The organism is Streptomyces sp. JLBG701 (genome assembly GCF_058544905.1).
Map to the genome: position 1 here is coordinate 3,365,116 of NZ_CM178588.1, position 25,120 is coordinate 3,390,235.

Genomic DNA, 25,120 nt, shown 5'->3' on the forward strand with positions numbered 1-25,120 from the left:
GCACCCCGAACGCCGTCAGCCTGCCCTGAGTGCGAACTGTTCGCGCAGCAGCCCCTCATGGAGCCGTAGCGTGCGTCCGTCCGGCAGGGTCTCCAGTACCTGTACGCCGTCGTAGTTGAGGAGCTGCCGCAGGACCGCCGCGAAACCGTCGCCACGGGTGGTGGGCATGCCCGCGCGCTGGGCGAGCGCGGTTACGGGCAGGGTGCCGCCCGCGTCGAGCAGCGCGGCGAGGGCTTTGTGGACCTGCTCCTGCTGCGGCTTGCGGGCCAGACCGTCGAGCTGCACCTGATACGTCTGCGAGTCGAGCAGCGCCTTCACGAGCACCTCGGTCCGGGAGACGAGGGTCGGTGTGAGCAGGGTGTCCTCTCCCCCGGCGGTCAGTGCCACGTCGAACAGCGCGTCGGGCAGCGACTCGGGGTCGGGCTGCTTCCTGCGGGGTTTCGCCGCCCCCTTCCTCGGAGCCGCGCCGACCGACTGAGCCGAACGCTCGCCCGACACCGGCCTGCCCGCCTCCTCCGAAGCCCACCAAGGTGGCCGCTGGTCTCCCAACTCCTGCCATCCCTTGGGTGGTTCCGCCCCGAAGGGCAGGAAGGCGAGCACCGGGATGGTGAACTCCGCGAGGGAGGCTCCGCCGTGGTAGCCGGCCTTGAGGGCGGTGTAGCGGGAGTCCGCGTCCCAGAGCGCGACGATGGACGCGCCGGGCTCGGGCCAGACCACACGCGGCCCGGTGAGGGCGATCTCCCGTTCGCCGATCGGGCCGCCACCGGGCAGGCGGTGGCGCGCGGACGCGGGCTCGGTGGCCGCGTCGGCCTTCGTTCCGTGCCGGTCGACGACGTGGCCGTGGTCGCTGGTGACGATGACCGCCATGCCCTGGGCCGCCGCCACCCGGAGCAGGTCGCGCAGGCCGGGTACGTCGTCGACCCGCCAGGTACCGTCGCCGAGTTTCTGTTCCTTGGCGAGGCGGTCGTCGATGGCGTTGAGGACGACGGCGACATGGGTCCTGCCGTCGGTGAGCGCTTCCGTGAGGGCCGGGCCGAAGGTGTCGCCCGCGGTCTCAGTGCGCAGGTCGTCCTTGTGGAAGGCGGCGGCCGGTGCCCCGCTCCACAGCTTCAGCGCGGGGAAGAGCCTCTTCTCGTCGGCCTGGGTGCCCTTCATCAAGGTGCCCGCGAAGAGAGACGTCCGGGACACGGCCGTCACCGTGGGGAGGGCGGCGGCCATCGCCCGCCGACGCGGGGTGTCCTCGGCCAGCGGGTCGAACTCCGCCCAGGAGCGGCGCAGTTCCTCACCGAGTTCGTTCGCTATGGCCGCGCTCATGCCGTCGAGCACGAGCAGCAGCACCCGCCGTTCCTCCCCGCGCCGGACGACGGGCCCGACCACCCGGTCGAGAAAGGTCTCGACGGTGAGCATGCCGCCGGGCCGGGTACCGTCCTGCGTCCAACCGGCCAGCGAGCGCGCGAAGGACGCGTCGATCTGCCGCCGCCGGTCCCGGACGCGCGCGCCGAGGGTGTCGTAGGCGGCCTTGAGAACGGAGTCCGGGTCGCCGCCGGCCTCGATGTGCTCCAGGGCGAGGTCGGCCCAGCCGGTCTCGGCGACGTGCCGCTGTATGGCGTCGGCGACGGTGGGGGCGTCGGCTGACGGGTCGGTGGCCAGCCAGAGGGCGAGGCGCTGCCCCATGCGGGCGCGTTCGGTGCGGGCGGACTCCTCCGGGTCGGCGGCGAGCCTGTGGTCCGCGAGCCGTCGCACGGCCTCCGTGACCGCGACCGTGTCGCCCGCCGCGAGGGCCTGGCCGACGGCGGTGAACCGGGCTTCCAGTCCGCCGCGCAGGACGGGGCTCGCCGCGACGGCCGCCTCCGCGCCGAACTGGCGGGCCAGCACGGCGGCCCGGTCGAGCACGATGCCGCTGGTGCGGCGCGCCTCGCGGGCCTGGTCGGCGTCGACGCCGCCGCCCCGGTGTCCGGCCGTCAGCAGCGTGCTCACGTACTCCTCGGCGGACCGTCCCAAGACACCCACCAGGGCGTCGAGTTGTTCGCCGACGGCCGGGGGCTGGTCGCCGAAGTAGCGTTCGGCACGGCCCCGGGCCTGATACGTCTCGGGGGCGGGCTCGGCGTGCTGCCACAGGGCCTCGCATACGAGGCCGAAGGCGGCGGCGTCCGTACCGCGCTCGGCGTCGACGAGAGCGAGCAGTGCGCGTCCGGCGAGACCGGCCTGGTCCTCCTCGCCGAGGAAGGCGGTCAGCCCGGCGCGCTCGGGACCCCGCAGGGCCGGCAGCCGCTCGGGGGCTCCGGGCCGGGTCGACCAGTGCAGCAGGGTCTGCGCGTCGAGCCGGTCCTCGCCAGGGCGCCGCGTACCGCCCTCGGTGTCGTAGCGGCCGAGGCGCAGGCGGCGCTGGGCGAGCGCGGTGAGGGCGTACTGCCGGGACAGCCAGCCGCCGGGCACCGGCGGCCAGCCACCGGGCGGGGTGGCGTCGAGCAGGGCTTCGGCGGCCCAGTTGGCGTCCTTCAGGCGAGGGTCGATCTGCCGGGCGCCGAACGCCTCCCGCACGACGTCCCAGCTGTCGACCATGTCGATGCGCTTCTTGTGGACGCGGGCGACGATCGCCGGATCGAGTTCGTTCTGCTCACGGTCGGTGAGGACGACCAGGACAGCGGGGCCGGGGCGCCGGCCCGTCAGGTGGTCGAGGACGAGTTCGTGGACGGCCAGCGGTGAGGGCGCCACCACGACGCCGGCCGTCCGGCCCTCACCCCAGGCGGGTTCGGTGGGCCCGTCCCACTGAAGCGCCGACCGCAGCAGCACGACCCGGTGCCTGCCCCCGCCGTCTCCGGTCAGGGAGGCGGCGAGGGAGGACTGCGAGGACAGGTACTGGGTCACGGTCGCGGTGTTCAGCCGGACGGCGCCCGGTGCGGCGGCGACGGTGTCCGTCATTCGACGACCTTCCAGGTGATCTCGATGGTCGCGTCGGGGTGGCGGACGGCCAGTTCGGCCAGTTCCGCCTGGAGGTCGGCGGCGGCGCGTGCCACGGTCGTACGGCGGCCACCGGCCGTCCGCGCGGAGCCGCTGCCGGAGGAAGCCGGTGTGGGTGTCTCCTGCGGGGCGTAGGGGATGCGCGGGTCGCTGGTCGGTGTGTTCAGGGACAGGTCGTCGGCCGTGGGCTGCGGCGCGACGGGCGCGGGTGGCTGGGCGGCGGCCTGGTTCCGCTTCAGCAGGGCGACGACCTCGCGCTGGGTACGGGCGAGGGCCTCGCGCAGGTCCGCGGTGCGCTGGTCGTCCCGTGCCACATTGCGCAGCGACTCGAGCAGCGCCTCGCCCTCAGGTCCGGTGGCGAGTTCCAGGGTGCTCCAAGGGGCGGAGGCCACGGCCTCCGCGACGGCGCGGGCCTGCTTGATGGAGGTCCCGTACCGGTCGGCGCTGGTCTCGCCGAGGTCGAAGGAGGCAAGGGCCTCCACGGTCTTCTTCGCCCCGGCCGCGCCCTTGCCGGCCTCCGCCGTGAGCGCGTCCAGCAGTTGCAGGGAGCGGCGGGCGAGGGCGAGCCGTCCGGTGTCGGCGGTCTGGTCGAGGCCGAGGAAGGAGGTGTGGGCCTCCAACTGGTGCACCAGGTCCGCCGCGTGGTCCCGGTGGGCGCGGGCGGCCTCGATGATCTGGCGAGCGAACTGGTTGATCATGCGACCGCGCCACAGGGCGGGCGGCTTGGCGCCGAAGATCGTCTCGAAGCGCTGCCGTGCGGTGTCCCAGTCGCTTTCGGCGGGCCGTGGCTGGTTGCGCAGCGCGTCGAGGTCCTTGATCGCGGACAGTTCGGGCGCGGGGTCGAGGACGGTGCCGCCGCGTACCCACACCCGGTCGTCCATCTCGGCGAAGGATGCGACGACGAGTCGGGCGAGGAAGTCGGGCAGGCCGCGCGGGTGGGGTTTGTCCGTCCAGTCGGTCAGGGTGATCAGGGACAGGTCCCCGGTGACGCCCTGGGCGCTGGCGAGCTGGCGGAAGTGGTCGGCCCAGTAGCGGGACAGCTCGAAGTACGCCTCCTTCTGCTGCCCGAGGCGCAGGGGTCCGGCGATCCGCTGCATGAGCTTGCGGTCGGCGGCCGGGACCTCCACCCGCCCGTCACGCGCTTCGGCGGCGGATCTGACGTGGGTGAACACCTTCTTGGTGTCGATCGACTTGACGGCGGTGCCGGTGCCGTCGGGGTCGAGGTCGGGGTGCGCCGGGTACTGGTGGACGAGCAGCTTGCCCGCGACATGCCGGATACCGTCGTGCAGGCTCTGCCCGAAGGACAGGGTGAGGCCGTCCACGTCGGGCAGCGCGACGAGGTGGTCGTCGAAGTCGGGCACGACGTCGGCGGGCTGCTTCTGGGCGAGCCCGTACGCCTGTTTGAAGGCGCCCTTGACCTGCTTGAGCAGCGCCTCGCGCTGGGTTTCGAGGAGCCCCTTTGCACGGCTGCGGTTGTCCGCGTTGAGATGGCCGGCGTACTGGGTGTCGAAGCGGTGCTCGTCGGCGAGGGCCTTGTCGATGACGACGAGCCGCCGGAAGTCGGCGAAGCGCTGCGCGGACAGATGGGCGGGCAGCCAGGCGACGATACGGGACCGCTCGCCCTGCTGGCGCTCGCGGAGCCGCCGGATGCGGTTGACGTCCTCGACCGGGCCCCACTCCCCCTCGTCGAAGGGGAGGTCTATGGCGATCCGCCAGCGACCGTCCTCCTGCGGCATCAGGTCGTGGTCGGGCAGCTCGTCCTCGTCGGCGACGTTGCCGAACACGATCTCGGCGGTGCGGGAGGTACCGCGCCACACGAAGCCGAGCTGGTCGCTCAACTGCCCGTGCTCGACGCCCAGTTCCTCGGACAGCAGACGCCGGGCGAGGGCGACCCGGTTGCCGGGGTTGTCGTTGACCTGGGCGTTGGCGATGACGGAGTCCACGTCGACGCCGGACAGCTCCAGCCGTACGCCGGGGTTGGCGTCGGTGCCGGTCTCCTTGATCTCGGGGAACCTGGCCGCCCATTCGGCGACCTTGTTCTTGATGATGCCGACCTCGGCGCCCGGGATGGGCGCGAGGACCGACCCGTGGTTGAGGGCGCCGAGCCGCCGGACGGTCAGCTCCGCCAGGGAGGGCACGCTGGGCGCGAGCGCCGACAGCAGCAGGGTGCACACGAGCCGGTTGTCGCCGACGAACATGCGGCAGCGGTTGGCACGCTGCGGGTCGGTGATGGCCTCGGGCCGGTTGACGAACTGCTCGACGTCGTCCTCGGTGATGTCGTACGAACTGAGGAGGTAGGGCCGCAGCTTGGTTTTGTACAGCTTGTCGGCGGCCTCGAAGACGACCTTCAGGCTGTCGGTGAACGGCTTGTCGCCGCCCTTGGCGATCACCGGGTAGAGGTCGCCGACGGGGATGAGCTGCCCGAGCCGGATCTCGCCCCGGTGGTCGGCGAGGAGTTCGCCCATCAGCTTCAGACCGGTACGGGAGCGCTGCAGCGCGGACGAGATGTGGACGAGGGTGTCCATGAACGCCGGGGAGAACGGGTACGTCAGCCGGAACGACTCCGCGTCCGCGCCGGTCGTGCCCTTCTCCGAACCGAGGAGGGTGTCCCAGACCTGGGTGCCGACCCGCTTGGTCTGCTCGAAGGCCTCGTCGATGAGTCGTTCCGCGTCGGCGTCCTTCGGCTTGAGGATGCGCGCGTGAGCGATCTGCGGGAGGTTGCGGTCCTCCAGGGTGATCTTGTCGAACCGGCCGGAGGCCAGGTTCAGGGTGTCCTGGATGGATGCTTCCGCCGCGCCGGACACCTCTTCGCCGACGAGTTCACGCAGGTCACGCTGGCGGGCGATGAACGACACGACGGGGATGGCGCGTCGGGCGTCGCCGCCCTCCACGAAGTTCGTGATCTTGCTGGCCTCGCGGGCCACGAACTTCTGCTCGTGGATGAGGGTCGCGAGCCAGAGGATCAGCTCGTCCAGGAACAGGATCAGGCCGTCGTAGCCGAGCGACTTGGCGTGCTCGGCGATGACCGACAGACCGGCGTCCAGGGAGATGAAGCCGTGCTCGTTCTCGACGGCGTTCTTGGCGAAGCCGGGGAAGAGGTTGGTGCTGGCGTCGTTGACCAGCTTGGCGCGCAGCTCGGCCGGGGTGGAGGGATTACGGAGGTTGAGCGGGGTGCCCCCCTCGTGGTTCTCCTCGGCGGCGAGGGCGGTGTCGAGGAGCTGCGGGGTCCACGCGAAGCCCTCACCCCACTCGTCCGTTTCGCCGTCGCCCGCGTCGCCTCCGCCCAGGCCACGGACGACCGCCTCGTCACCGTAGGTGTCGCGGTTGGCGCGGATGTCGGCGAAGAGGGAGTCGGTCCGGTACACCTGCGGGGTCGGCGCGTCCGGGTGCAGCTTCTTGACGTGCGTGACGTACCCGCCGAGCACCCGCTGTTCGAGGGCCTTCGCGCCGAGCATGTGGTACGGCACGAGGAGGAACTTCTTGCCGTCCGTGGTCAGCCACTCGTGCTTGGTCAGCACCGGGTCGAACTCGGTACGTGCACGGGCGGCCGGGTCACCACTGAGCAGCGCGTACAGCACGGCCATGAAGTGCGACTTACCGGAACCGAACGAGCCGTGCAGGTAGGCCGCCTTGGAGCGGTGCCCGTCGAGCGAGGACTTGATGAGCGCCAGCGACTCGTCGAAGTTCTCCAGCAGCCGCTCGGTGACGACGTAGTCCCGGAGCGCGTTCTGAGCACCCTCGGGTGTCGTCGCCTCGGCGAGGGACAGCACGAAGTCCGAGGTGGAGATGTTCTCCTTGATGTCGATGACATCGCGGAGAAGGGGCTGCTGGGCCATTGCGGGTCTCGCTCTCCCTGACGGTGGTCGGTGCTGCTGCTCGTACTCGGTGTCGTGCGGGGTCCGCCGCCGAGGCCCGAGGCCGGTGTCCGAGGGGTGGGGCGGGGCCCAGGAGTATGGATGGCCGGTGCGGCGGGCCGGCTGTCCTGACCGGTGGCGAGGACGGAAGTGGTCATGTGGTGACCGGACGGGAACGACGCTCACGGCATCGGCCGGGTCAAGGTAGACGGGTTCGCAGCGTCTGCACTCTTCGTCCCCCTCGTACTGAACGTCACCCGTACGGCCTGCGCATAGCACCCTACATCCGTACTCCCATCGCCCCCGTGCCGTACACCCTCGCGCACCGTCCGCGCGAGCCGCTCCCTTCCCATCGCAAGCGCTACGGCCGCCATCGCCCTGACCGGTAGGCGCCCAGCAGTTGTCGGCTCGCGACCGTGAAGGGGTGTTCGGGGCCCAGGCCGCGTTCCCGCCGCTCGACGACGTCGGTCATCAGCGCGATCCCCTCCTCCACGTGACCGAGCGCGGCCCGGGTCCGGGAGAGGAGTTGCCGGGCGGCGAGCACGATCGGGTACTCGGGCCCGAAGCGCCGCACATACGTCTCGGCGACCCGCCGGATCTCACGGTCGGCCTCGTCGAAGCGGCCCAGGAGGTACAGCGCCCATGCGTGGTTGTGCCGGGCGCCCAGTGTCACGGTGTGGTCGGGGCCGAGGGACCGATCGCATTCCGACGGCAGCGTGAGCAGTGTGCCGCCTTCCTCGGTGACCACTTCGTCGGCGGGCAGCATCTCCAGCAGGCTGGCGCGGGCCCGCAGGGTCAGCGGATGCGCGGGGCCCAGCGACGAGCGCCGCCCGGCGACGGTGTCACGGAGCAGCACGACGGATTCCTCGCGTCGGCCGAGGTTCGCCAGCACGAGCTGGAGGCCGTAGCCGCTGTCCGTGGTGTCGGGGTCGGAGGCGCCGAACAGGCGCTCCTGGGCGTCCCGCACCGCGCGGAGCGCCGCTTCGGCTTCGGCGTACCTGCCCAGCCGGAACAGCGCCCGCCCTGCCCTGGAGCGGGCGGCGAGGACCGTACGGTGGTCCGCGCCGAGGAGTCGCTGTGCGAGGTCCGCCGCGCTTCGGGCGGTCTCCCAGGCGGAGAGGTAGTCACCGGTCCGGTGCAGGGCGACCGACAGTCGCGTCGCGACGGCCAGCGCGTCGGCGGCGGACGGCCCGCCGATATGCCGCAGCAGGGCCAGCGCGTGAGGTACCAGCAGGCCCAGTCGCGGATCGTGCGGACCCGCGTCGGGTACGCCGGGCACGGCCGCGTCGAGCAGCCGGACGGCTGTCGTGTCGAGGGCGGGCACCAGGTTCGCCGGGGTCGCCGCGGAGACGCTGTCGAGCAGGATGCCGTGACTCTGTACGCAGCGCGCTCCGGCGGCGTCGACCAGTTCGGACAGCGACTGGTCGAGGAGGGCTCTGAGGGCTGTCTCGGTTCGGGCACGAGGCAGTACGGCGCCGATGTCGGTGTGGTTGAGCAGAGTCAGCGGCAGCGGTTCGGCGGCGAACCGGGCCAGCAGTCTGAGCAGGGCCGCCGCTTCGGGCAGCCCGCGCGCTTCGAACGCGTCGAGGGTCAGCTGCCAGGTCAGGCCGACGAGATGCCGGGGGTCCGCTTCGGACAGCGCGTCGGCTCCCCGGTCGATCAGCTGGACCCGTTCGTCTCCGTCGAGCTGGTCCCCGTAGGCGTCCATCGTCCAGGGGACGATCACCTGGTGGGAGAGGAAGCCGCCCGCCAGGGTGAGGGCGAGGGGCAGCCGTCCGAGCCGGTCCGCGACCCGCGCCGCCTGCTCCGTCGTACCGCTGTGCGGTGCGAGATCGCGCAGTACGAGCGCGGCGTCCTCTCGGGGCAGTACGCCGATGTGCTGCAGCTCGGCGCCCGGCCACCACCGGGCCGCCGCTCGGCGGGTGGTCACCAGGACGGTGCCGCGCGGGCTGGTGCGCAGCCAGTTGCCGTCCCGCAGGATCTCCGGCTCGTCGGTGTTGTCCAGGACCAGTAACCAGGGTTCGGCGGAACGGTCGAGATACGTCCAGACGAGATCGGCGGCAGGTCTGAGGCCGTTGCGTGCGGCGAGCAGTTCACCGTCGCCCGCCCCTCGGTCGGCGGCCACGGCGAGCATGCCGGCGCGCAGGCTCGCACGGTCGGAGGCGTTGACCCACAGACCCACCCGTCCCTGTTCTCCGGTGACCTCCTGGAAGAGGGCACAGGCGACCGCCGTTTTGCCCGAACCGCCCATGCCGTACAGCACGTAGACCTGGCCGCCGCGCTCCGCCTCGACGCTCGCCCGCAGGTGTTCCATCACCTCGCTGCGGTCGCGGAGCGCGACGGGGGGCCGACCGACCGCCGGGCGTCGCACCGAGTCCGGTCCGCCGTGCTCCGGCCCGTCACCGCCGTAGTGGTGGTGGTGTTCGCTGATGTGCTGGTCGCCCCGTGACTGGTAGACGCGTCCCTGGTCCTCGGCGTGGCCGTCCGTCCCGCCCGTCATCGCTCTGCGATGTGCTGGTCACGTCCCGCTTGGTAAACCCGGGCCTGACCGGACGCGGTGGCGTGCTGGGTGATCTGCCGGGCGTCAGCCGAGCCACCAGGGTCGAGTTGGTCCAGCAGCGCGCGCAGTTCAGCGACAGCGGCGGGCCGGGCGACGAGCAGCCGCCGCACCAACCCCTGCCACTGAATGCGTAGTTCGTCCAGCGTCTCCTGGTCGTCTGCCATCACGGCGGCCAGCCCGTTTTCACGACTGGCCTCCAACTCGGCGGCGACGGTCCCGGCGCGCTCGGGTTGTGTCCGGTGCCAGAGCTGTGTGATCCCGTCACGCACACGATGCCAGGCATCGGTCGTCATCAACGCGACCAAGGTGGTCCCCGCACTCTGTGCGAGCAAGGTCACTTCTGGGTCCACAGCCACCCCTCCGTTCACCCGATTTTCCGACAGCAGAGATGGAAAGTGTCGCCTGCCAGGCGTTGGCATGATTTTCTTTCCGATCAATATCATTCCAGCCCTGAGCGACATGAGACAAGGAGGAATCAATCCTCGCCATTACCCCGGTGGGCTGGTTCCAACACATCGTCAGGCGGGCAAGATGCACGCTACAGTGAGGCATCCTGACCGATCGAGGGGGCGACGGAAATGGCCAGGCCATGGGAAGCGGATCCGGACACAGGTTTCAAACAGCGACTGGGAAAAACACCCCAGGAACTCGGAAACACAACCGGAACTCCTGACTGCCCGGACATCTGGGAACTCGTCAACGGCGACATCGCTGTCATCGGCCGGGACCTGACCCAGTCGCTCGGCAGGAACCTGCCCGACGGGGTCTCGATCGGGTCAGACGAACGCCTCGTGGTCATCCCCAGGAACATGCTCATCGCGGCGAAGCCGGACATCCCCAGTGTTTGACTCCTTCCCCGGCGGCACCTCCGAACGCCTGGACCGCCCCAGGTACCACACGGACTTAGGCCGGGTCTACAGCAGCGGGATCGACTTCCTCAACAAGCTTGAGCGCGGCCAGCACTTCAAGGAGCGCGGCTTCCCGAGCTGGGAGGCCTTCGCCGACGGCGACTGGGAGAGGGCTCTGTCCCTGGCCGCCGAGAGGCGCGAGGACTACGCCCAGGAACTCCGCGAGGCGTCGCGACTGGGCGTCATACACCGCCGCCTTCGCGTCGTGGAATTCCCGGTCACGCCGTATGTGCAATGGGAGTTGTTCGTCCTGCGCGTACGCGTGGACCTGGGCGACGACATCAAGGTTCTCGACGCTCACGATATTTCGAACATCGAGCGGATTCGCCCGGTTCCAGAGGTGGTGATTCTCGACGATGTAGTCATGTACGAGGTCGTATATGACGAGGACGGAAACGCGGCCGGCGCCAACCGTTACACAGACCGCTCACTGATCCGGGAAACGAACGCCGGATTCGATGCGCTTTACGAGCGTGGTGAGGGATTCCACGACTTCTTCGACCGGGAGATCCTCACCCTGGCCCCGCCCCAGGTGTCCGGTGCCCCGACGGGTTTTCGCGGTTCGCGGTGATCAGCGAGGCGGGGTGACGAGCGAGCCCTCGTGCCAACGGATCATCGCCCCCGGCGATGACGGGAGGGCCCGCAGTGTCGGCCACCTTTTCGGCATTCGGGAGTGCACTTGCGGCGTCAGGACTGAGGTTCCTCCAGCTTGATGGCTACGGCGTCTGCGTCGCGCTCTTCAGCGTGTGCTGTGGCGAAAGGCCCATGGTCTTCCACGACTTCGCCGTCCAGGACTTCCCCATCCATCTCTCGGTGCAACGGCTCCGCCAGCGGCAGGCTGGCAAGGTGCTTCTTGAGCCTCTTGGCCATCGGAAGGAAGGTCGCAAGAGTGAGCCCGCCAGAGACAACGGCCCCGACGAGGGGGATGGCCTTCGAGACGCTCTTCGCGAAGGACTGCTTTGTCATCTGAACACCGAGGTAAGCCGCGACCTTTTTCACTATCGGGTAGATGACACCCTTGGTGAGTGCCTTCTGGGGCAGCTTCTTGGCGACCTGCTCCGCCATCATCCCGGCGACCTTCCCCACAGCGGCGTTCGCCGTCTGGGTGCCGAACATCACGCCGAAGAACAGCGTGAGCACCCCCATGGTCGCGTCATCGACGTCGTCGCCCTCGTCGGAGAACAGATCTGGCCAGCTGTAGAGGTACGCGAGTTTCTGCGCGATACGCACCATGTGGCCGAAGTACTGGGCCACGTCGGCGGGCACAGTGGCGGGAAGGGCGAGGATGCCGGGTATCCCGGCAGCTGCGGAGAGAGCGCTGACCTTGGCGGTTTCGTAGCGGATGGAGTCGTTGGCCACCTTGTCGAGAACCTTGACAGTGATGCCCGCCGCAGCGGGGGACTCTTCTACCGCTCTTCGGATGTCGTCCTCGGAGCAATGGCGAGCCAGCGCACTTCGGAGGTACGCCTCCCTGTTGATACGCACACCCGGAAGCTTTGCTGCCGCCAGCAGCATCGCGGAGAAGCGCGACTCGGGGTTCTCTATCCCTTTGCCCTGTTTCATAGCAGGAACTTACAGTAACTCCGCGCTCCAAGGGCCGTACTGTGTCAGCTCAGTTGGGGCCTGGTTGTGTGAGTGACGGTGGCGTGCGGGCCGGGTCCATCACGATGCCGATCGTCACTCGGGAAGGCGACCGCTGTCGCGAACCGACCCTCTCCGGGCGGACGTTGATCGCCGTGGCAGCCAGCGCCGGCGCGGCACCCGGCGAGCAAGGCGCGAGGGCTGCTGAAAGTGCTGCGGAGGCGGACATGCGCAGGGCCCTCGGCAAGCACATGCCCGCCGGGAGGCCCTGCCATCGGTGCCACCTCTGTCAGAGTGCCGCGAACTCGACGAACGCAGTCCACGCCGTGGGTTCTACGGCGAGTGCGGCGCGGGTTGTGTCCTTTGAGTCGCGGACGTGCACGGCGCCTATCCCAGCCACGACCTCAACGCACTGGCCCCCGTCGCCAGCGCTGTAACTGCTCTTGAACCATGCCAGGGCATCGGTGTCCGGCCCCGCCTTTTCCCCGCTCATCTCTCTCCCAGCAACTTTTCGATCAACGCCAGCGATTCTGTCGGAGTGTGGGCCTGCGCGCGAAGGATCCCGTACGTACGCTCAAGCTCCCGCACCTTCCGACGCTCTGTGTGCACATGGCTGTCGCCTTGTACCTCCGTGTACGCGATCCTGCGCCCATCCTTGGCCTCCATCAAGGTGAACGGTCCAGCAAGTCCCGCATGTTCCTGGCGGGACAACGGCATCACCTGGATCACCACGTTGCGCTTCTCCGCCATCAGCATGAGGTGCTCCAACTGGCCTCGCCAGACAGCCTCTCCGCCGAGCGGCCGGAGCAGGACAGCCTCCTCGATCACAAAGCTCAGATGCGGCGCCGGGCGTCGGGAGAAGATCTCCTGCCGCGCCAGCCGTGCGGCTACTCGCTGCTCCATGAGCGCTTCGTCCAGCAGTGGCTGCCACATGGCAAACACCGCTCGCGCGTATTCCTCCGTCTGCAACAGGCCGTTGACCAACTGAGTGTCATACGCATGAAGCTCAACCGCCTCGGCCTCCAACTTGGCCGCATCCCGGAAGAACGCCGGATACTGCGCCCGAGCCACCTCCTCCTTGCTCGCGCTCAACACCCCACCCGCGTCCAGCACTTCATCGGCCCGGTCGATGAACTTCGGCGGCGGAATACGTCTCCCCTGCTCGAACGACGCGATCGTCGAGGCCGAGTACCCGGTCAGCGACCCGAGCGTCGCGCGGTCCATCCCCGCCCGCTCCCGGAACAGCTTCAGCTGTCGCCCGAACACGCACAGAATGCCCGTCCCGAACTCGTACTCCGGCTGCTGAACCTCGTCGTCCACGCCGCAACTCCTCCCGTACGACCATCACAGTCACCGGACGCCGTCCGCCCAACGCACGGCCCGGAAACCGGTCACGCCCGACACCACGTACAAGCGCACCACCGACGTGTACAGCCCGCACCCGTCAGCGCATCACTGCTGTTCAACGCTACGCAGAGTCCGCGACCGTTGACCCCATGAAGTCACCAACTCCCCCGAACGGGCATATGCCACAGCACCCCGCAGCCGAACGCGAGTTCACCATGCGCTTCACCTCAACCCCACGCGGTGCCCGCCTCGCCCGCCGACTCGTCTCGCATCGCCTGAACGACTGGGGCCACCCCTACACGACCCCGGCCAACGAGACGCTCACCCTCATCACGGCGGAACTCACCGCCAACGCCGTACGCCACGGCCACGTCCCCGGCCGGGACTTCCACCTCCAACTCACCCTGGCCGAGGGCACTTTCCGCATCGAGGTGACCGACACCCGCGCCGAGAGGCAGCCCCCGTCCACTCCCCCGACCCCCGACTCCGCATCCGAGTCCGGCCGCGGCCTCCACCTCGTCTCCGCCCTCGCGGACGACTGGGGCGTCACTCCTCGCCCGGCCGCCCCCGGCAAGACCGTATGGGCGAAGCTGCGCGTAACGACCGGAGGCCACCCGCGCATGCGCCAAGTGGCCCCTCGTCCGGCAGACTCGGCATCGGCGTACGGGCACGACGCCGAGTCGCTTCCGGCTACTTCTTCACTGCTGCGCGACGGCCTCGGGTTTCGGCCGGAGGCTGCCAGTTACGGAGATCGTCGTCCGTGAGTCCGTGCTCGCCCTGCTTCTGCTGGCGGTAGCCGGCGAAGAAGTCCGCCGGGGAGCCGCTGTAGAGCATGTCGAAGTCGTTGTGCCACTGGGACAGCCACGGCTGGAGTTCCAGCAGGCCGGCGAGGAACGGCGTGATCTCCTCGGTGGACAGCGCGGTGTTGGTGAAGTACGTGGCGAGGGCCTGCGCCTGCTCGCGCTGGTCCCAGCCGGCCCACCCGTACAGCTCGGGAGTTGCGGCGTTGGTCTGCCCGTAGGAGACGAACCGTTCCTTGGGTACGTCGAGCTTGCCGCGCGCCCTCCAATAGGAGGGGCGGAGAAAGTCGGCCGAGGTGTACTTGGGCGGCACGGGGATGGAGTCCCGGATTTTCCGCTTGGCGGGCTCGTCGGGCGCGGCGTCCTCCTTGCGCTGGAGGTCCCAAACCGCTTCCCAGTCTGCGCGCTTCTTCATGCCGGAGGGCTTGTAACGCAGGGCGGAGAGGAACGGCACGTGCTCGTCGGTGATCAGCTCGGCGACGACCTTCGCAAGTTCCTTGCGGGGTGCGTAGAGCTTGGCAACGGAAACGAAGTCCTCGTCACGGGAGAGGGCGTCGGTGAGGCGGGCGAGGGTGAGAATGGTGGGCTGACTGTTCTCGTCGAACCAGTGGTCGCGGTTCTCCATGCGATCGAGCAACCAAGAGCGGAGGGCCTTCTCCTGGAGGACGTCCCAGCCCTCGGTGGCCCAGCGGCGCTTGTACTCGGGGCGCTCAACCATGCCGATAGCACGGTTCGACTCAATGGCGTCGATCCGCTTCTGGACGATCTCCCGGTAGGGGGCTGGCCAGTGGGCGGGGATCTCCGTGATGGGGGTGGAGTTGTGCCGATCAAACCAGACAGTTTCCCTCGCACCCTCGGCCACCTGACGCGCGAGCACGATTTCAAAAGCACGCTCACCCAGAGCAACCTCAGGCACATCAACAAGTTCAGGGGCACTTAGATCTTCAGAATGAAGACTGTACAGGGCATATACCTGCCAGTCCAACTCTTCCTGAGCAGCGATCATCTGCGACCGAATGCCGGTCCAAGCTTTTCGGGCATCCCGAAGAGTCGATACACTTGGCGCCACTTCCGCCAACACGGCAGACGGATTGACACCGGAAAGCTGTCGGGAGAGTACGTCTAGGGAAGCGGCAGACTTGGCTGGGTAATCGATAGGGAGCGGAAACTCCTCCAGTTTCGTTCCAGTAAACTCGTAGAACCTCTCCCATTCATCATGCATGAAGCCACCAGAGCCCGACTGGCTCCCTTTGTCGTGACTTACCTGCTTAAGCCAGAAACATGCAGTGGAACTGTTGAGCAGCCCGACAAGACTTACATGCTCCCCCTCTGCCACTTCTTCACGCAACCTAATGATGGGCGCACTACGGTTAAATAGCATCCCACTCCGGTCGAGCACAAAGTGATTATGGGTAGCGACAAAGGCGAAACTGATGCCAACATCCGTGGTCAACTTGCTACTGTAATTCTCCAAGTGAACGTACCAGGGTCGACCGTTTGCACTCAGTGTCTTGCCGAAAATCTTACGTCGCCCCAGGCGGGTTCGGTCAAGCCACAGGAGTCGCGCGACCAACTTGTCATCCTCAGACCGAAGTACTCGCTGCTCTCTGTCATTGTACGGATTTAGAACAGCGGCCAGATCGGTAAACCGATAATCGCGGACTGCGTCGCCAACTACCATTTGGCGCACTCTATCCGCGCTACGGAGCCTATTAGCCGTGATCACGCCAGGGAGCAGAAAAAGATCATCCGCTCCAGTTGACGTAGTCCGGCCGATACTGGACGTCAAAACCTGGAGACGAGCAGTCGAGGACCGGCCGATCTCCTCAAGCATCTCAAGCCCCCCGTCGGACAAGACCCACGGGTGGGAAGCGAAATAACGTCCGCGTTCCAGATCATCCACCGAGACCCATCTGCTCACTGAGCCAGGCTTATCAATCTGCTCAACGATTGCGGTCCAGACAAGCCCAAGCTCAGCATTCTCAGGCTCCCCAGGCTCGCCCTGCACGCTTCGCACGGTCCGGATAGTATTCGAACGCCCGCTATCGCTGCGGAACTTGCCGATCAAGATCACTGTCGGTGTTCCATGACCGGGAATATGTGCCCCAGAGGTGTCAATTACCTCTGTTAGCTCAACCCGGCCATGAAAGAAGTTCTCGACGAGCTTCGCCCCAAACTCACGCTTCATGAACGAGTTTGCCGTGATCTGTCCGACCATGCCAAACCCGCGACCGTCGGCAGACCCCCGCTTAGCTAGCTCGAAGAATCGCTGCGCGAATGGAACGGAGAGAGCAAATCCCCCAGCGCAGGCATTGTAGAGCTCCCGATAAATCTTGTTGAGGCTCGCGTCCGCTACTTGAATGTAGGGAGGATTACCGACCACCACGTGGTAGCGCCCCTGCTGCAGAATCCCCGGATGCTCATCGTGAATGTCTTCTGTGGAATATGAGAAGGTCGCCAGCTCATCTTCACCCTCTAGCCCGTCAAAGAGCCCCAACTGCCGAGCCTTGATGAGCGAGTCACCCACCGCCAGGTGAATCGGCAAGTCAAGCTTCGCCGCCTTCGCGAGCGTCCGCACACCACTCGCTGCCATGGCCGCAACCAACAACCGGAACCGAGCGATAGCCACCGCGAACGGGTTGATATCCACACCGTGCACCGAGTCCAGCGCAGCCCGCACCCGCTCGTGTACATCCCGCCCCGGCTGCTCTTCCCCCCACAGCCGCACCAACCGCCGAAACGCCCCCAACACAAAGTGCCCCGACCCGCACGTGGGGTCGATCATCTTCAGTTCCTCGTACCCGAACTCCCGCACAGCCGGATTCATGGTCCGGTCGAGGATGAACTCCTCCACGAACTCCGGCGTCTGGAGCAGCGCGTACGTCTTCCGCGCGGCCTCACTCAGATCCTGGTACAGGTCTCCCAGGAACCGCGTGTCCCACCCCTCCGTACCGTCCTCGTTCAGCGGGTCGGTGAAGTCATGGACGAGGACACCCCCCTCATCCCTCCCCCGCCAGAACTCCACCAGCTCCCGTGCCCCGTCATGCGAAAGCGGAACCTGGTACAGCGGGTTGTGCCGCTGGTCGAAAAGCAGCCGCCCCGCCTGCCCCTGCCCCAGTTCCTCGAACGCCTTCTCCAGCCACCCCCGGTACGTCGGATCCTCGTCCGACTCCACATACGCGTCGTACCGAGACTCCGCCAACTCCCGCCGGTCCCCGTCCGGTCCCGTCAAATACGGCTCCGGAATCAACCGGTTGTCCTCGCAGAACCGCACGAAGACAGACCCCAGCACCCACGCCACCGCGACTTGCGTGACCCGCTCGTCCAGCCACAAGGTCCACGTCGCCGCCGTACGCCCCAGCTTGCGCGCCTGGTCGTACTCGGCCCTCAGCCGCGCGCCGACATCCCCCAGCGCCTTCACCTGGCGCCCGAGGTCGGTCTCGACCGCCTTGACCTGCTGCTTCAGGTCGTTCAACAGAGCCTTGCGGTCGATCACTTGACGTCTCCCTCGACACCACTGGCACTAGCACTTGCCACGCCCTCGCCGGACCCGCGATGGGCGTTGCCCACCCACGTGTCCGGAAGCTGAATCCACTCCCCCAGGCCGGCCTGGTACGGCACCGCCACCTGCCCGAGCCGGGGCTCACGCGACGGGTCGCTCTGCGGGACCAGGAGCCACAGCCCCCGCCCGCCCCGACGGGCCGCCGACGCCAGTCGGTCCAGGACGCCCATCGCGTCGTACCGGGCGAACACCCCTGCCTCTGTCAGCAGAACAGGACCAACAGGACCAGCCCCGCCGCCGCCACCGTTGCCCAGCATCTCCGCGATCCGGGGCTCCACCGCGCCCCACGCCGTCCGCGTGTACTCCGCGAACCGCACCGCGCCCTTCGAACCCGGCTCGGCGGCGTCAGCCTTGAGCAGGGTCTCCCAGGTCGGCTTGGTGCCCGGCGTGACCTGCGCGTGCAGGGCCTCCAGGAACAGCTCAGTCACCGACACCGCATCCGTGCCCAGCCGCCCGGCACCCAGTTCCCGCACCGCGTCCCGCACCAGCTGCTGCCGTACGGTCAGCACCCGGTACCCGTCCCTGCGGGCCGACGCGAGCAGCCGTTCCTCCGCACGTACCGCGCCCGCGAGCTGCGGGTCGTCGGCGTACCGCGTCACCGCACCCGTACGCGTCGACTGCCGCCACGCACCCGTCGTCAGATAGCTCGACGCGTCGTCCACCCGCGTCGGCAAGTAACGCAGCACGCCCTCGCGTTCGTGCATGTTGAGTGACAGTTCGAAGCCGGCGTCGCGCAACGCCTTGGTGAGCGGGCCGCCCGTCGGCAGTTCGTGGTGCGTGCCCCCACGCCCGTCAGGAACGACCATCTCCGGGAAGCGAGCACGGACCCGCTCGTGCACGGCCTCGCCGGTCAGGCCCGGCTGCTGCCCCTCCGGCATACCCGGGATCCAGCGGACGAGCCCGGCCTGCGTGAGGCGCAGCGCCCGGACCAGTGAAAGGTCCCTCGGATAAATCTCCAGGCGCGGAGTAGCCGCAGCATTCACCGACGCCGCAGCCGCCAGCTCCACCATCCGCCGCTCGTCCCACTCCACCGCACCCGGCGGAACCGTCAACGCGCCCAGCTCGGCCAGGACGGTCGCTGCCGTCGGCAGGGTGTCCAGCCTGGCGAGCCGGTCGGCCGTCTTGCCGAGACGGGTCGCGTACTCCAGTAGGCCCGGCGCGGTCGGGGTGTCCGGGCCGTCGTTCTCCCGTACGTCGAGTGCGAGCAGGCCGGCGCCCAGGGACTCGTCCGTCGCCTTGCGGTTCGGCTGGTGCTGGAACTCGGCTTCCTGCGGCAGCAGTTGCTCGACCTCGACCACGGCCCGTACGGCCGCCAGCGCCATCGCGCGCCGCTGCTCGCGCCCCGCGAGATGCGTGCCGCGCCGGACCGCCAAGGCATCCGCGATCTCCACCGCCGAAGCGACCCGTCCCATGCTCACCAGGAGGTCGATGATCTCCACGCGCAGTGCCTGGACGGCGGGCTCCGCCTTCCAGCGCTTGCGCTCGTCCTTGAGCATCTGCGGGATACGGCCGTGGCTCAGCCCAAGCCCCTCCGCGACATCCTTCTGCTTCGGCCAGACCCCGATGTCCGGCAGGACCCCGTGCTCGTCGGGCAGGCGCAGCAACAGCCGTACCATCTCCGCCTTGTTGCGGTTGGAGCCGTTGTTGTTGACGGCGGGCACGAAGACGGTGGCGAGGGTGTCGAGGCTGACGGAGCGGAGGGTGCGGGGGGACAGCGTGCCCGCCGAGGCGCCCGTGGCGAGTTCGCCGACGAGGGCCGACTCGGCGGCGGTGAGCTGTTCCAGCTCCTCCTTGGCCTCCGCGCGGCCCTTCGGCGTGAGCGGCGAGACGGGGATCTCGCGCAGCCGCTCGCCCCACTCGCGCTGCCGCTGCTGAACCTCGTTGCGGGTCTTGGCGCCCAGTCCGGGGGCGTTGACGAGCTTGCGGCGGCTGTAGTCGAGCAGTTCGCCGACAGTTGTAATGCCCAGGCCGTACAAGAACGACTGGGCGGCGGGCGTGAGGCCGGAGACCGTCAGCGGAGTATCCCGCGTGACCTCGGCGGCGAGGCGGTCGCGCTGCTGCTCCGCGGTCTCCGGCTCGGCGTCCGCGATCGCCACTGCGGCGGCGCCCTCGGCGGGTGTCCCCTCCCCCGTGGTCGTTGCGGCCGGGTGGCGGGAACGGTGGCTGGACGGGACGGTCTGGGAGGCGTCGAGGAAGACCTTGCGCCAGGCGTCCCGCATCGGCTTCAGCTCGGGGAACCGCTTGCCTGCGTCGCGGTGCAGGGCCTTCTGGAAGAAGGCGACGAGACCGTCCCGTACGGCCGGGTCGAAGGCCTCGGCCGCGATGGTCGGGTACGGCCACTCCTTGGCGTCGGTCATGCGGGGCAGGACGCTGCCGTCGCCCCACTTGGGCAGCTCGCCGGAGGCCATCTGGTGCAGGGTGACGGCGACGGCGTACCGCTCGGCGTGGGAGTCGTACGAGCCGCGGGTGATGACGTCGACGAAGGGGTCGAGGTAGCCGTCGGTGCCCGCGTTGGTGCTCTTCGCCGGGTAGCCGGCGAGGGAGAAGTCGATGAGGACGAGTTCGCGGGTGCGGTTGGGGCGGATGCGGATGGCGATGTTGTCGGGCTTGATGTCGCGGTGCCAGACGCCCTCGCCCTCCAGGAAGTCGACGGCTCCGAAGAGGTAGTCGCCGTACGCCTCCAGCTGGTCGACCTGGAGGCGGCCGTTCTCGCGGAGTTGGCGGGAGACGGTCTCCTCGCGGCGGCGTGGACGTGCGCTGCCCTCGGTGCCCTGTCCGTTGTCGTCGCGCTCGTCGCCGACGTACTCCAGGGCCAGGACGGTACGGCCGCCGATGTGCAGCGGCTCGGGTTCGACGAGGCGGATGATGCCGGAGTGGGGGCGCAGGCGTCCCATGGCCTCGGCCTCGCGGGCGAGGATCTCGCTGCGGCTGTCGGAGAGGGCGACCTTCAGCACGGCCAGCGGGCGGGTCCTGCGGGCTTCGGCCTGAAGGTCGCGGACGAGGAAGGCGCGGCTGGTGGAGCCGGTGCCGAGGCGGCGGCGGATCTCCCACCGGCCGGCGAACACGTCACCGGCTACGGCCTCCAGCGGGTCCTTGTCGGCGGCGGTCTGGTCGTCCTCGTCGCCCAGCCCCTCCGTGGCGGTGGCCGCCTGGGCCGGGGCGGTGAGGGAGTCCTCGACGACCTCCAGCAGCTCCAGGAACTCGTCCACGCTGGACAGCCGCTGGCCCGGCCGGTACGCGGTGGCGGCCTGCACCAGCTCGTCCACGTCCTCCGACAGTCCGTCCACCAGGGAGCTGGGGCGCAGGCCCTCACCCGCCTCCAGTCGGGCCAGCAGCTCGGCCTGGCTGGCGGCCGGGGCCTTGCCGGTGACCAGCAGGTAGGTGAGGACGCCGAGCCCGTACACGTCGAGGTGGACCGGGTCGGGGTTGAGAGCGGTGAGTTCGGGCGCGAGGTAGGCGTCGGCATCGTCGGCCAGGTGCATCGCGGACAGGGCGGTCGGCGCGAAGCGGGTCATGCCCTGGGAGGAGTCACCACTGCGCTGGGTGGCGATCTGCCAGTCGGAGATCTGGAGGTGCGGGGTGAGCCAGGCGGCCTCCTCCCCCACGGCCCGGCCCTTCCCGCCGCGCGGCCGGGGGACGACCAGCACTGAGCGGGCGGCGAGCGCCCGGTGGTGGATGCGGCTGGAGTGCGCGGAGCGCATGGTCTCGGCGATCTGGCGGACCAGCGCCATCCGGCCGAGGATGTCCAGCTTCTCGCCGTACTGGACCAGGTACTCGTCCAGCTTCAGGGTGTCCGGGTGGTAGTCGAAGATCAGCGCGGGGCCGGCGGCGTGCCCGGAGGGGAAGTACTGCTTGAGCTCGACCACGCCCGGGTGCTTGAAACGGCCCAGCACCGCGGCCTCGCGCCGGGCCGCGTTCTCGACGGACTGGCGCAGGGAGGCGTCAGAGCCCCGCTCGCTGAGGTAGATGCGGACGCGGGCGGCCTCTGGCAGGTCGCTGTGACGGGCGAGGTAGTCCGCCCAGGTGGGCCCGGAGTCGAAGGACTTCCGCTCCAGCTCGTACGGGCCGACCTTGTACTGCGCGTCGCTCTTGCGGATGCCGATGTTCTTGAGGGCAGCCTCGATCTCGCGCGAGCCGATCGCCGTGATGCGGCGCCGCTCGTCACGCGGAGGCTGCTTGAGCATCTCGACCAGCTGGTGGACGGTGTACACGCCGTTCTGGTCGTGGGCGGGCAGGCGTACACGAAGGCCGTTGTCCGTGAAGCAGACGGCCTCCGCGACCCAGACCCGCTTGCCGCCGGGCAGCGCGAGCAGGCCGGCCAGTTCCTTGGCCTTGCGGTTGACCAGATGCAGTGGGTTGCCGTGCGTACGGCGGCGACCGCCGGGTGTGGTCTGTACCCAGGTGCCGTTCTCGGAGGTGACCGAGCCGTGCCAGTCCTTCAGTTCGATCATGCAGACGCCGCCGGGAGTGACGACCAGGAGGTCGACCTCGCGGACGTGACCGGTGTTCGCGGTGAAAGTGAAGTTCGACCAGGCACGCCAGGGGTCGGAGTCCGGGAGTCGCTCGCGGATCGCCTCCAGGCCGCGGCGTTCGTGATCGAACTCGGACTCGGTGACCGTGACCCACCGGCCTTCCCGCATGCCTGTTCCCCGCTTCTCGTGTCCCGCAAGGGCGACCGTTCCCCGTGGTCAGACCCTTGACGCAGATCCTAATGGCTGGCCGTGCCATGAAAAGAGACGGTGAAGGACAGAAGTACGGGACATTCCCCCCTTATCGCCCGACTCTGGTGACTTGTTGTGCACGGGCCACCAATATCCTGGAGCCTCGCCCACCTCCTCAGGTGAAAATGCGCAAACTCCACACAGCCATTGTCATCGCGATCAACGACGTCCAGCCCGGCGCCATAGCGTCCGGCGCCCGGGTGGAGACACCGTGGCGTCCAAAATTGATCTACACCAACTGCCGCGTGCACTAACGTGGTTACCCGCTGCGCACCTTCCCGGAGGGTACGTCGGCGGTGTTCCAGGTGCCGGTCCCCGGCGATGAGCGACGAGTGGTCTCCACCGCGTGCTACACGCGGTGTGACTGCGGATGCCCGGTAGGGCGATCCCTGCCATTCCCAGCTCACGCTCAGGAGTGGAAACCGATGAACCCCGTTGAGTACAAGCTTGCACGTCGTGACCGGATTCGTCAGATTCTGGTCGACGTCACGGTGGGAGTCATCACCAATCTGTTGGTGACGACCCTTGCCGTGGTAGCGCGCCTGGTCTTCTGACCGGCAGGTGGCGGGCCCGGGAGCCCGCCACCCCACCTACCGGTCCACCGCTTCAGAAAAGAAACATCTCTCCGGGCGGACTGTCCTTCTTCTGACGCTTCCTGCGGCGGCGTCGTCCTCTGCTGGGACGGGGCAGATGTGGCTGTCGCGCCTGCTCCGGAAGGTTCTCCCAGGTGGGGCGCAGACCGTGGATCTGGACGTCGCCGACGAGACTCTTCAGGTAGTCCCGGGTCTCCTCGTCCGTGGAGTAGAGCACGGTTGCACGGCTCGCCCGGGTCATCAGCACGTGGTACGCGTGCCGGACGAGTCGGGCGAACTCGTCGTCGTCCACTGTCTTCGGCTTCACCTTGGGATCGAACGACCCGGGAACAGCTACCCGCTTGACGCCCGCCTCCTTGTCCGCCCTGTCCTTGCCCCGGCGGAACACCCAGCGGTCGCCCCGGCGCACCATGTCCTCGCCCATGATCACGCCGCACCAGTCCCACTCCAGGCCCTGCGCGGTGTACACACAGCCGATCTGGCCGAGGCCGTTCTCGTGCACGGACCAGATCTTGGAAGGCGGGACGGTCTTGTTCTCACAGAAGGACTCGCTGTCCGCGTTCCACGGCCGATGCCAGTCACCGATCCGGACGTCGGGCTCAAGTCGCTTTTCCTTGCCCAGGGGTTTCGTCCAGGGCCAGCAGTATCCGGCGACCATGCGCGCTGACGCTCCCGCCCCGGCCTCGGAACGGATGATCCGCTCGAGTTCCTCCGGGCTGTCCACGACCTCGACATGCATCAGTCCGTCCGGGGTCCACAGCTCCGGCTCCGCATCGGACACCCCCAGCGCGCCGCGCACCCAGCGGATGTAGCCGTCGCTGCCGCCGCACCGGAACTGTTCCCACAGGCTGCCACGGACCAGGTGGGCGTCGTAGCGCCGTGCCGCGTCCTCCACGAGAGCAGCGGTGCCGACCTCCTGCGGGCGCACGGACTGACCCTCGTCCAGGAAGAACACCGTCAACCGGGAGGCGTCGAGGAGTTCGTCCACCTGCGGCTTGGTACCCCAGTCCTCGGGTTTCCAGAAGCGGTTGGTGGAGCGGTCGCGCAGGCGGTGGGCCTCGTCGCAGATCAGCACGTCCAGCGGTGGGTCGGGCGGGGTGACGAAGTTGCTGAAGTAGGTGAAGGTCTCCTTGAACTCCCGGTCCCCGTAGCCGACATGCTCCTGCAGCGCGCCGTTGAAGGCCCTGCTGCCGCTCGCGTACTTGACCGTGCGGCCCTCCGCCTCCAGTTCGGCCTTGAGCTGGAGGCCGATGGCGCTCTTGCCCGTGCCGGCGCCGCCCGTGACGAGGAACACCACCCGCCGCTCGTCAGGGAGGAGCGCGGGGCGCTGAGGATCGGGAAGCACCTTGGCGGCAGCCTCGAGGATCTGGTCCGCGACCTTCTTCTGACGGCCGCGCAGGGTGAAGACCGTGTCCTCGCCGCTGGAACGGATCATGGCGTCAAGCAACGGGGTGTTGCGCAGGCCCATGCTCCGCAAAAGGATCTCGGCCGCCGAGTCGGCACCGTCGGCGGCGAAGGCTGTACGCAGGTCCGATATCAGTTGGGCGCGGCGGTCGCTGGTGTAGACACGGGCGTAGGAACCGGTCGGCGCATCCACGCCGACCAGTGGCAGCACTGCGGCGTCGGTGGCGTTGTGCAGATAGGCGAAGCCGCCACACTCGTAGTCCAGTCCGTGCAGCGGTCCTCTGTCACCGGTGAACGCCTCGTAGTATTCGCGCAGTTGCAGCGCGGGATGCTTCTTCTCCCCCATGCCAGGGACATGCACCAGCTCCGCGGTGGCTCGCTCCACCCGGGTCACCGTCGACCAACGCTTCAGCTCGACAAGCTGGACGGACAGCCCGTTCTCTTCGGGATGATGGCCCACGAGGACGACGTCGATGAGCCGCGGGTCCCCAGCGCGGTCGGTCTCGTCGAGCGTGGCCGCGCACTCGACGACCATCTCGACGTTTCCCCGGTCGGCGGCGACGAGATCCTCGGCGAGATGCACCAGGCTCTCAGCCCAGGCGGAACGTTCGGTCAAGGAGGCGTCGGTGCTGAGGAAGTGCTTCCATCTCGCGGCGAGGTGGGGCACCATACGGCGTCTCGAGTTCAGGTTCAGCAGATCCCGCGCTGCCAGTTTCAGCAGGAGCATGGACACGAGGTGGATCCCCCAGGGCACGAGTGACTCGTGCGGATGGGGGCATGTCCACGTGGGGAAGCCCGTCGGGCCGCAATGACCCCTGGGATCTTAGGT

At 68.5% G+C, this 25,120-nt stretch carries 14 protein-coding genes; 4 read left to right on the forward strand and 10 right to left on the reverse strand.

The annotated features are described in order from the left end of the window. Positions 1 to 15: 15 nt before the first annotated feature. The 4 genes from pglZ to AC5DRG_RS15405 all read right to left on the reverse strand — a co-directional run bounded on the left by pglZ (position 16) and on the right by AC5DRG_RS15405 (position 9,725). Complete coding sequence (gene pglZ, locus AC5DRG_RS15390) at positions 16 to 2,922, reverse strand: BREX-2 system phosphatase PglZ (protein ID WP_491811064.1); 2,907 nt, start codon at positions 2,920 to 2,922, stop codon at positions 16 to 18. Beyond that, the gene (gene pglY, locus AC5DRG_RS15395) at positions 2,919 to 6,797 is read right to left on the reverse strand and encodes a BREX-2 system ATPase PglY (RefSeq protein WP_491811065.1); all 3,879 of its coding nucleotides are present in this window, start codon (positions 6,795 to 6,797) and stop codon (positions 2,919 to 2,921) included. Before pglY ends, pglZ begins: the two co-directional genes overlap by 4 nt. A 379-nt stretch (positions 6,798 to 7,176) precedes the next feature. After that, positions 7,177 to 9,315, reverse strand: coding sequence for a tetratricopeptide repeat protein (locus tag AC5DRG_RS15400; RefSeq protein ID WP_491811066.1), 2,139 nt, complete (start codon positions 9,313 to 9,315; stop codon positions 7,177 to 7,179). Then, positions 9,312 to 9,725, reverse strand: coding sequence for a hypothetical protein (locus tag AC5DRG_RS15405; RefSeq protein WP_491813046.1), 414 nt, complete (start codon positions 9,723 to 9,725; stop codon positions 9,312 to 9,314). Before AC5DRG_RS15405 ends, AC5DRG_RS15400 begins: the two co-directional genes overlap by 4 nt. Before the next feature lie 228 nt (positions 9,726 to 9,953). Between AC5DRG_RS15405 and AC5DRG_RS15410 the strand changes: the two genes are divergently transcribed. Both AC5DRG_RS15410 and AC5DRG_RS15415 read left to right on the forward strand, forming a co-directional pair. Beyond that, on the forward strand, positions 9,954 to 10,223 hold the full coding sequence (locus AC5DRG_RS15410; protein WP_491811067.1) for a hypothetical protein: 270 nt from the start codon (positions 9,954 to 9,956) through the stop codon (positions 10,221 to 10,223). Then, a complete protein-coding gene (locus AC5DRG_RS15415) occupies positions 10,216 to 10,854 on the forward strand; it encodes a DUF6879 family protein (RefSeq protein WP_491811068.1) in 639 nt (212 codons plus the stop codon). Before AC5DRG_RS15410 ends, AC5DRG_RS15415 begins: the two co-directional genes overlap by 8 nt. Before the next feature lie 116 nt (positions 10,855 to 10,970). Here AC5DRG_RS15415 and AC5DRG_RS15420 read toward each other — a convergent pair whose 3' ends face one another. From AC5DRG_RS15420 to AC5DRG_RS15430, 3 genes are all read right to left on the reverse strand, one after another. Then, positions 10,971 to 11,846: a hypothetical protein gene (locus AC5DRG_RS15420; RefSeq protein ID WP_491811069.1), complete on the reverse strand. Its 876-nt coding sequence runs from the start codon at positions 11,844 to 11,846 to the stop codon at positions 10,971 to 10,973. A 307-nt stretch (positions 11,847 to 12,153) separates the two neighbouring features. Next, on the reverse strand, positions 12,154 to 12,357 hold the full coding sequence (locus AC5DRG_RS15425; protein ID WP_491811070.1) for a DUF397 domain-containing protein: 204 nt from the start codon (positions 12,355 to 12,357) through the stop codon (positions 12,154 to 12,156). After that, positions 12,354 to 13,184 (reverse strand): helix-turn-helix domain-containing protein, encoded by an 831-nt coding sequence (locus tag AC5DRG_RS15430; protein ID WP_491811071.1) that lies wholly within the window; start codon positions 13,182 to 13,184, stop codon positions 12,354 to 12,356. The genes AC5DRG_RS15425 and AC5DRG_RS15430 overlap by 4 nt, the downstream gene beginning before the upstream one ends. Positions 13,185 to 13,390: 206 nt before the next feature. Between AC5DRG_RS15430 and AC5DRG_RS15435 the strand changes: the two genes are divergently transcribed. Next, positions 13,391 to 13,975, forward strand: a complete 585-nt coding sequence (locus AC5DRG_RS15435; protein WP_491813047.1) for an ATP-binding protein — start codon at positions 13,391 to 13,393, stop codon at positions 13,973 to 13,975. Here AC5DRG_RS15435 and pglX read toward each other — a convergent pair. Continuing rightward, positions 13,902 to 17,507 (reverse strand): BREX-2 system adenine-specific DNA-methyltransferase PglX, encoded by a 3,606-nt coding sequence (pglX, locus tag AC5DRG_RS15440; protein WP_491811072.1) that lies wholly within the window; start codon positions 17,505 to 17,507, stop codon positions 13,902 to 13,904. The two genes, AC5DRG_RS15435 and pglX, sit on opposite strands and share 74 nt — an antisense overlap. Next, positions 17,504 to 22,213, reverse strand: coding sequence for a BREX system serine/threonine kinase PglW (gene pglW, locus AC5DRG_RS15445; protein WP_491811073.1), 4,710 nt, complete (start codon positions 22,211 to 22,213; stop codon positions 17,504 to 17,506). The genes pglX and pglW overlap by 4 nt, the downstream gene beginning before the upstream one ends. Positions 22,214 to 22,719: 506 nt before the next feature. Here pglW and AC5DRG_RS15450 point away from each other — a divergent pair. Then, positions 22,720 to 22,848, forward strand: coding sequence for a DUF6408 family protein (locus AC5DRG_RS15450; protein WP_406267034.1), 129 nt, complete (start codon positions 22,720 to 22,722; stop codon positions 22,846 to 22,848). Between the two features lie 52 nt (positions 22,849 to 22,900). On the opposite strand, the gene AC5DRG_RS15455 is transcribed toward AC5DRG_RS15450, so the two are convergent. After that, the gene (locus tag AC5DRG_RS15455) at positions 22,901 to 25,018 is read right to left on the reverse strand and encodes a DUF2075 domain-containing protein (protein ID WP_491813048.1); all 2,118 of its coding nucleotides are present in this window, start codon (positions 25,016 to 25,018) and stop codon (positions 22,901 to 22,903) included. Positions 25,019 to 25,120: the final 102 nt, after the last annotated feature.

What these genes read in the sequence shown, in the direction of transcription:
- pglY (WP_491811065.1), bottom strand. Translation starts at nt 6,797, where the DNA reads ATGGCCCAGCAGCCCCTTCTCCGCGATGTCATCGACATCAAGGAGAAC.
- AC5DRG_RS15455 (WP_491813048.1), bottom strand. Translation starts at nt 25,018, where the DNA reads ATGCTCCTGCTGAAACTGGCAGCGCGGGATCTGCTGAACCTGAACTCG.
- pglZ (WP_491811064.1), bottom strand. Translation starts at nt 2,922, where the DNA reads ATGACGGACACCGTCGCCGCCGCACCGGGCGCCGTCCGGCTGAACACC.
- AC5DRG_RS15425 (WP_491811070.1), bottom strand. Translation starts at nt 12,357, where the DNA reads ATGAGCGGGGAAAAGGCGGGGCCGGACACCGATGCCCTGGCATGGTTC.
- AC5DRG_RS15450 (WP_406267034.1), top strand. Translation starts at nt 22,720, where the DNA reads ATGAACCCCGTTGAGTACAAGCTTGCACGTCGTGACCGGATTCGTCAG.
- AC5DRG_RS15410 (WP_491811067.1), top strand. Translation starts at nt 9,954, where the DNA reads ATGGCCAGGCCATGGGAAGCGGATCCGGACACAGGTTTCAAACAGCGA.
- pglW (WP_491811073.1), bottom strand. Translation starts at nt 22,213, where the DNA reads ATGCGGGAAGGCCGGTGGGTCACGGTCACCGAGTCCGAGTTCGATCAC.
- AC5DRG_RS15400 (WP_491811066.1), bottom strand. Translation starts at nt 9,315, where the DNA reads ATGACGGGCGGGACGGACGGCCACGCCGAGGACCAGGGACGCGTCTAC.
- AC5DRG_RS15435 (WP_491813047.1), top strand. Translation starts at nt 13,391, where the DNA reads ATGCCACAGCACCCCGCAGCCGAACGCGAGTTCACCATGCGCTTCACC.
- AC5DRG_RS15420 (WP_491811069.1), bottom strand. Translation starts at nt 11,846, where the DNA reads ATGAAACAGGGCAAAGGGATAGAGAACCCCGAGTCGCGCTTCTCCGCG.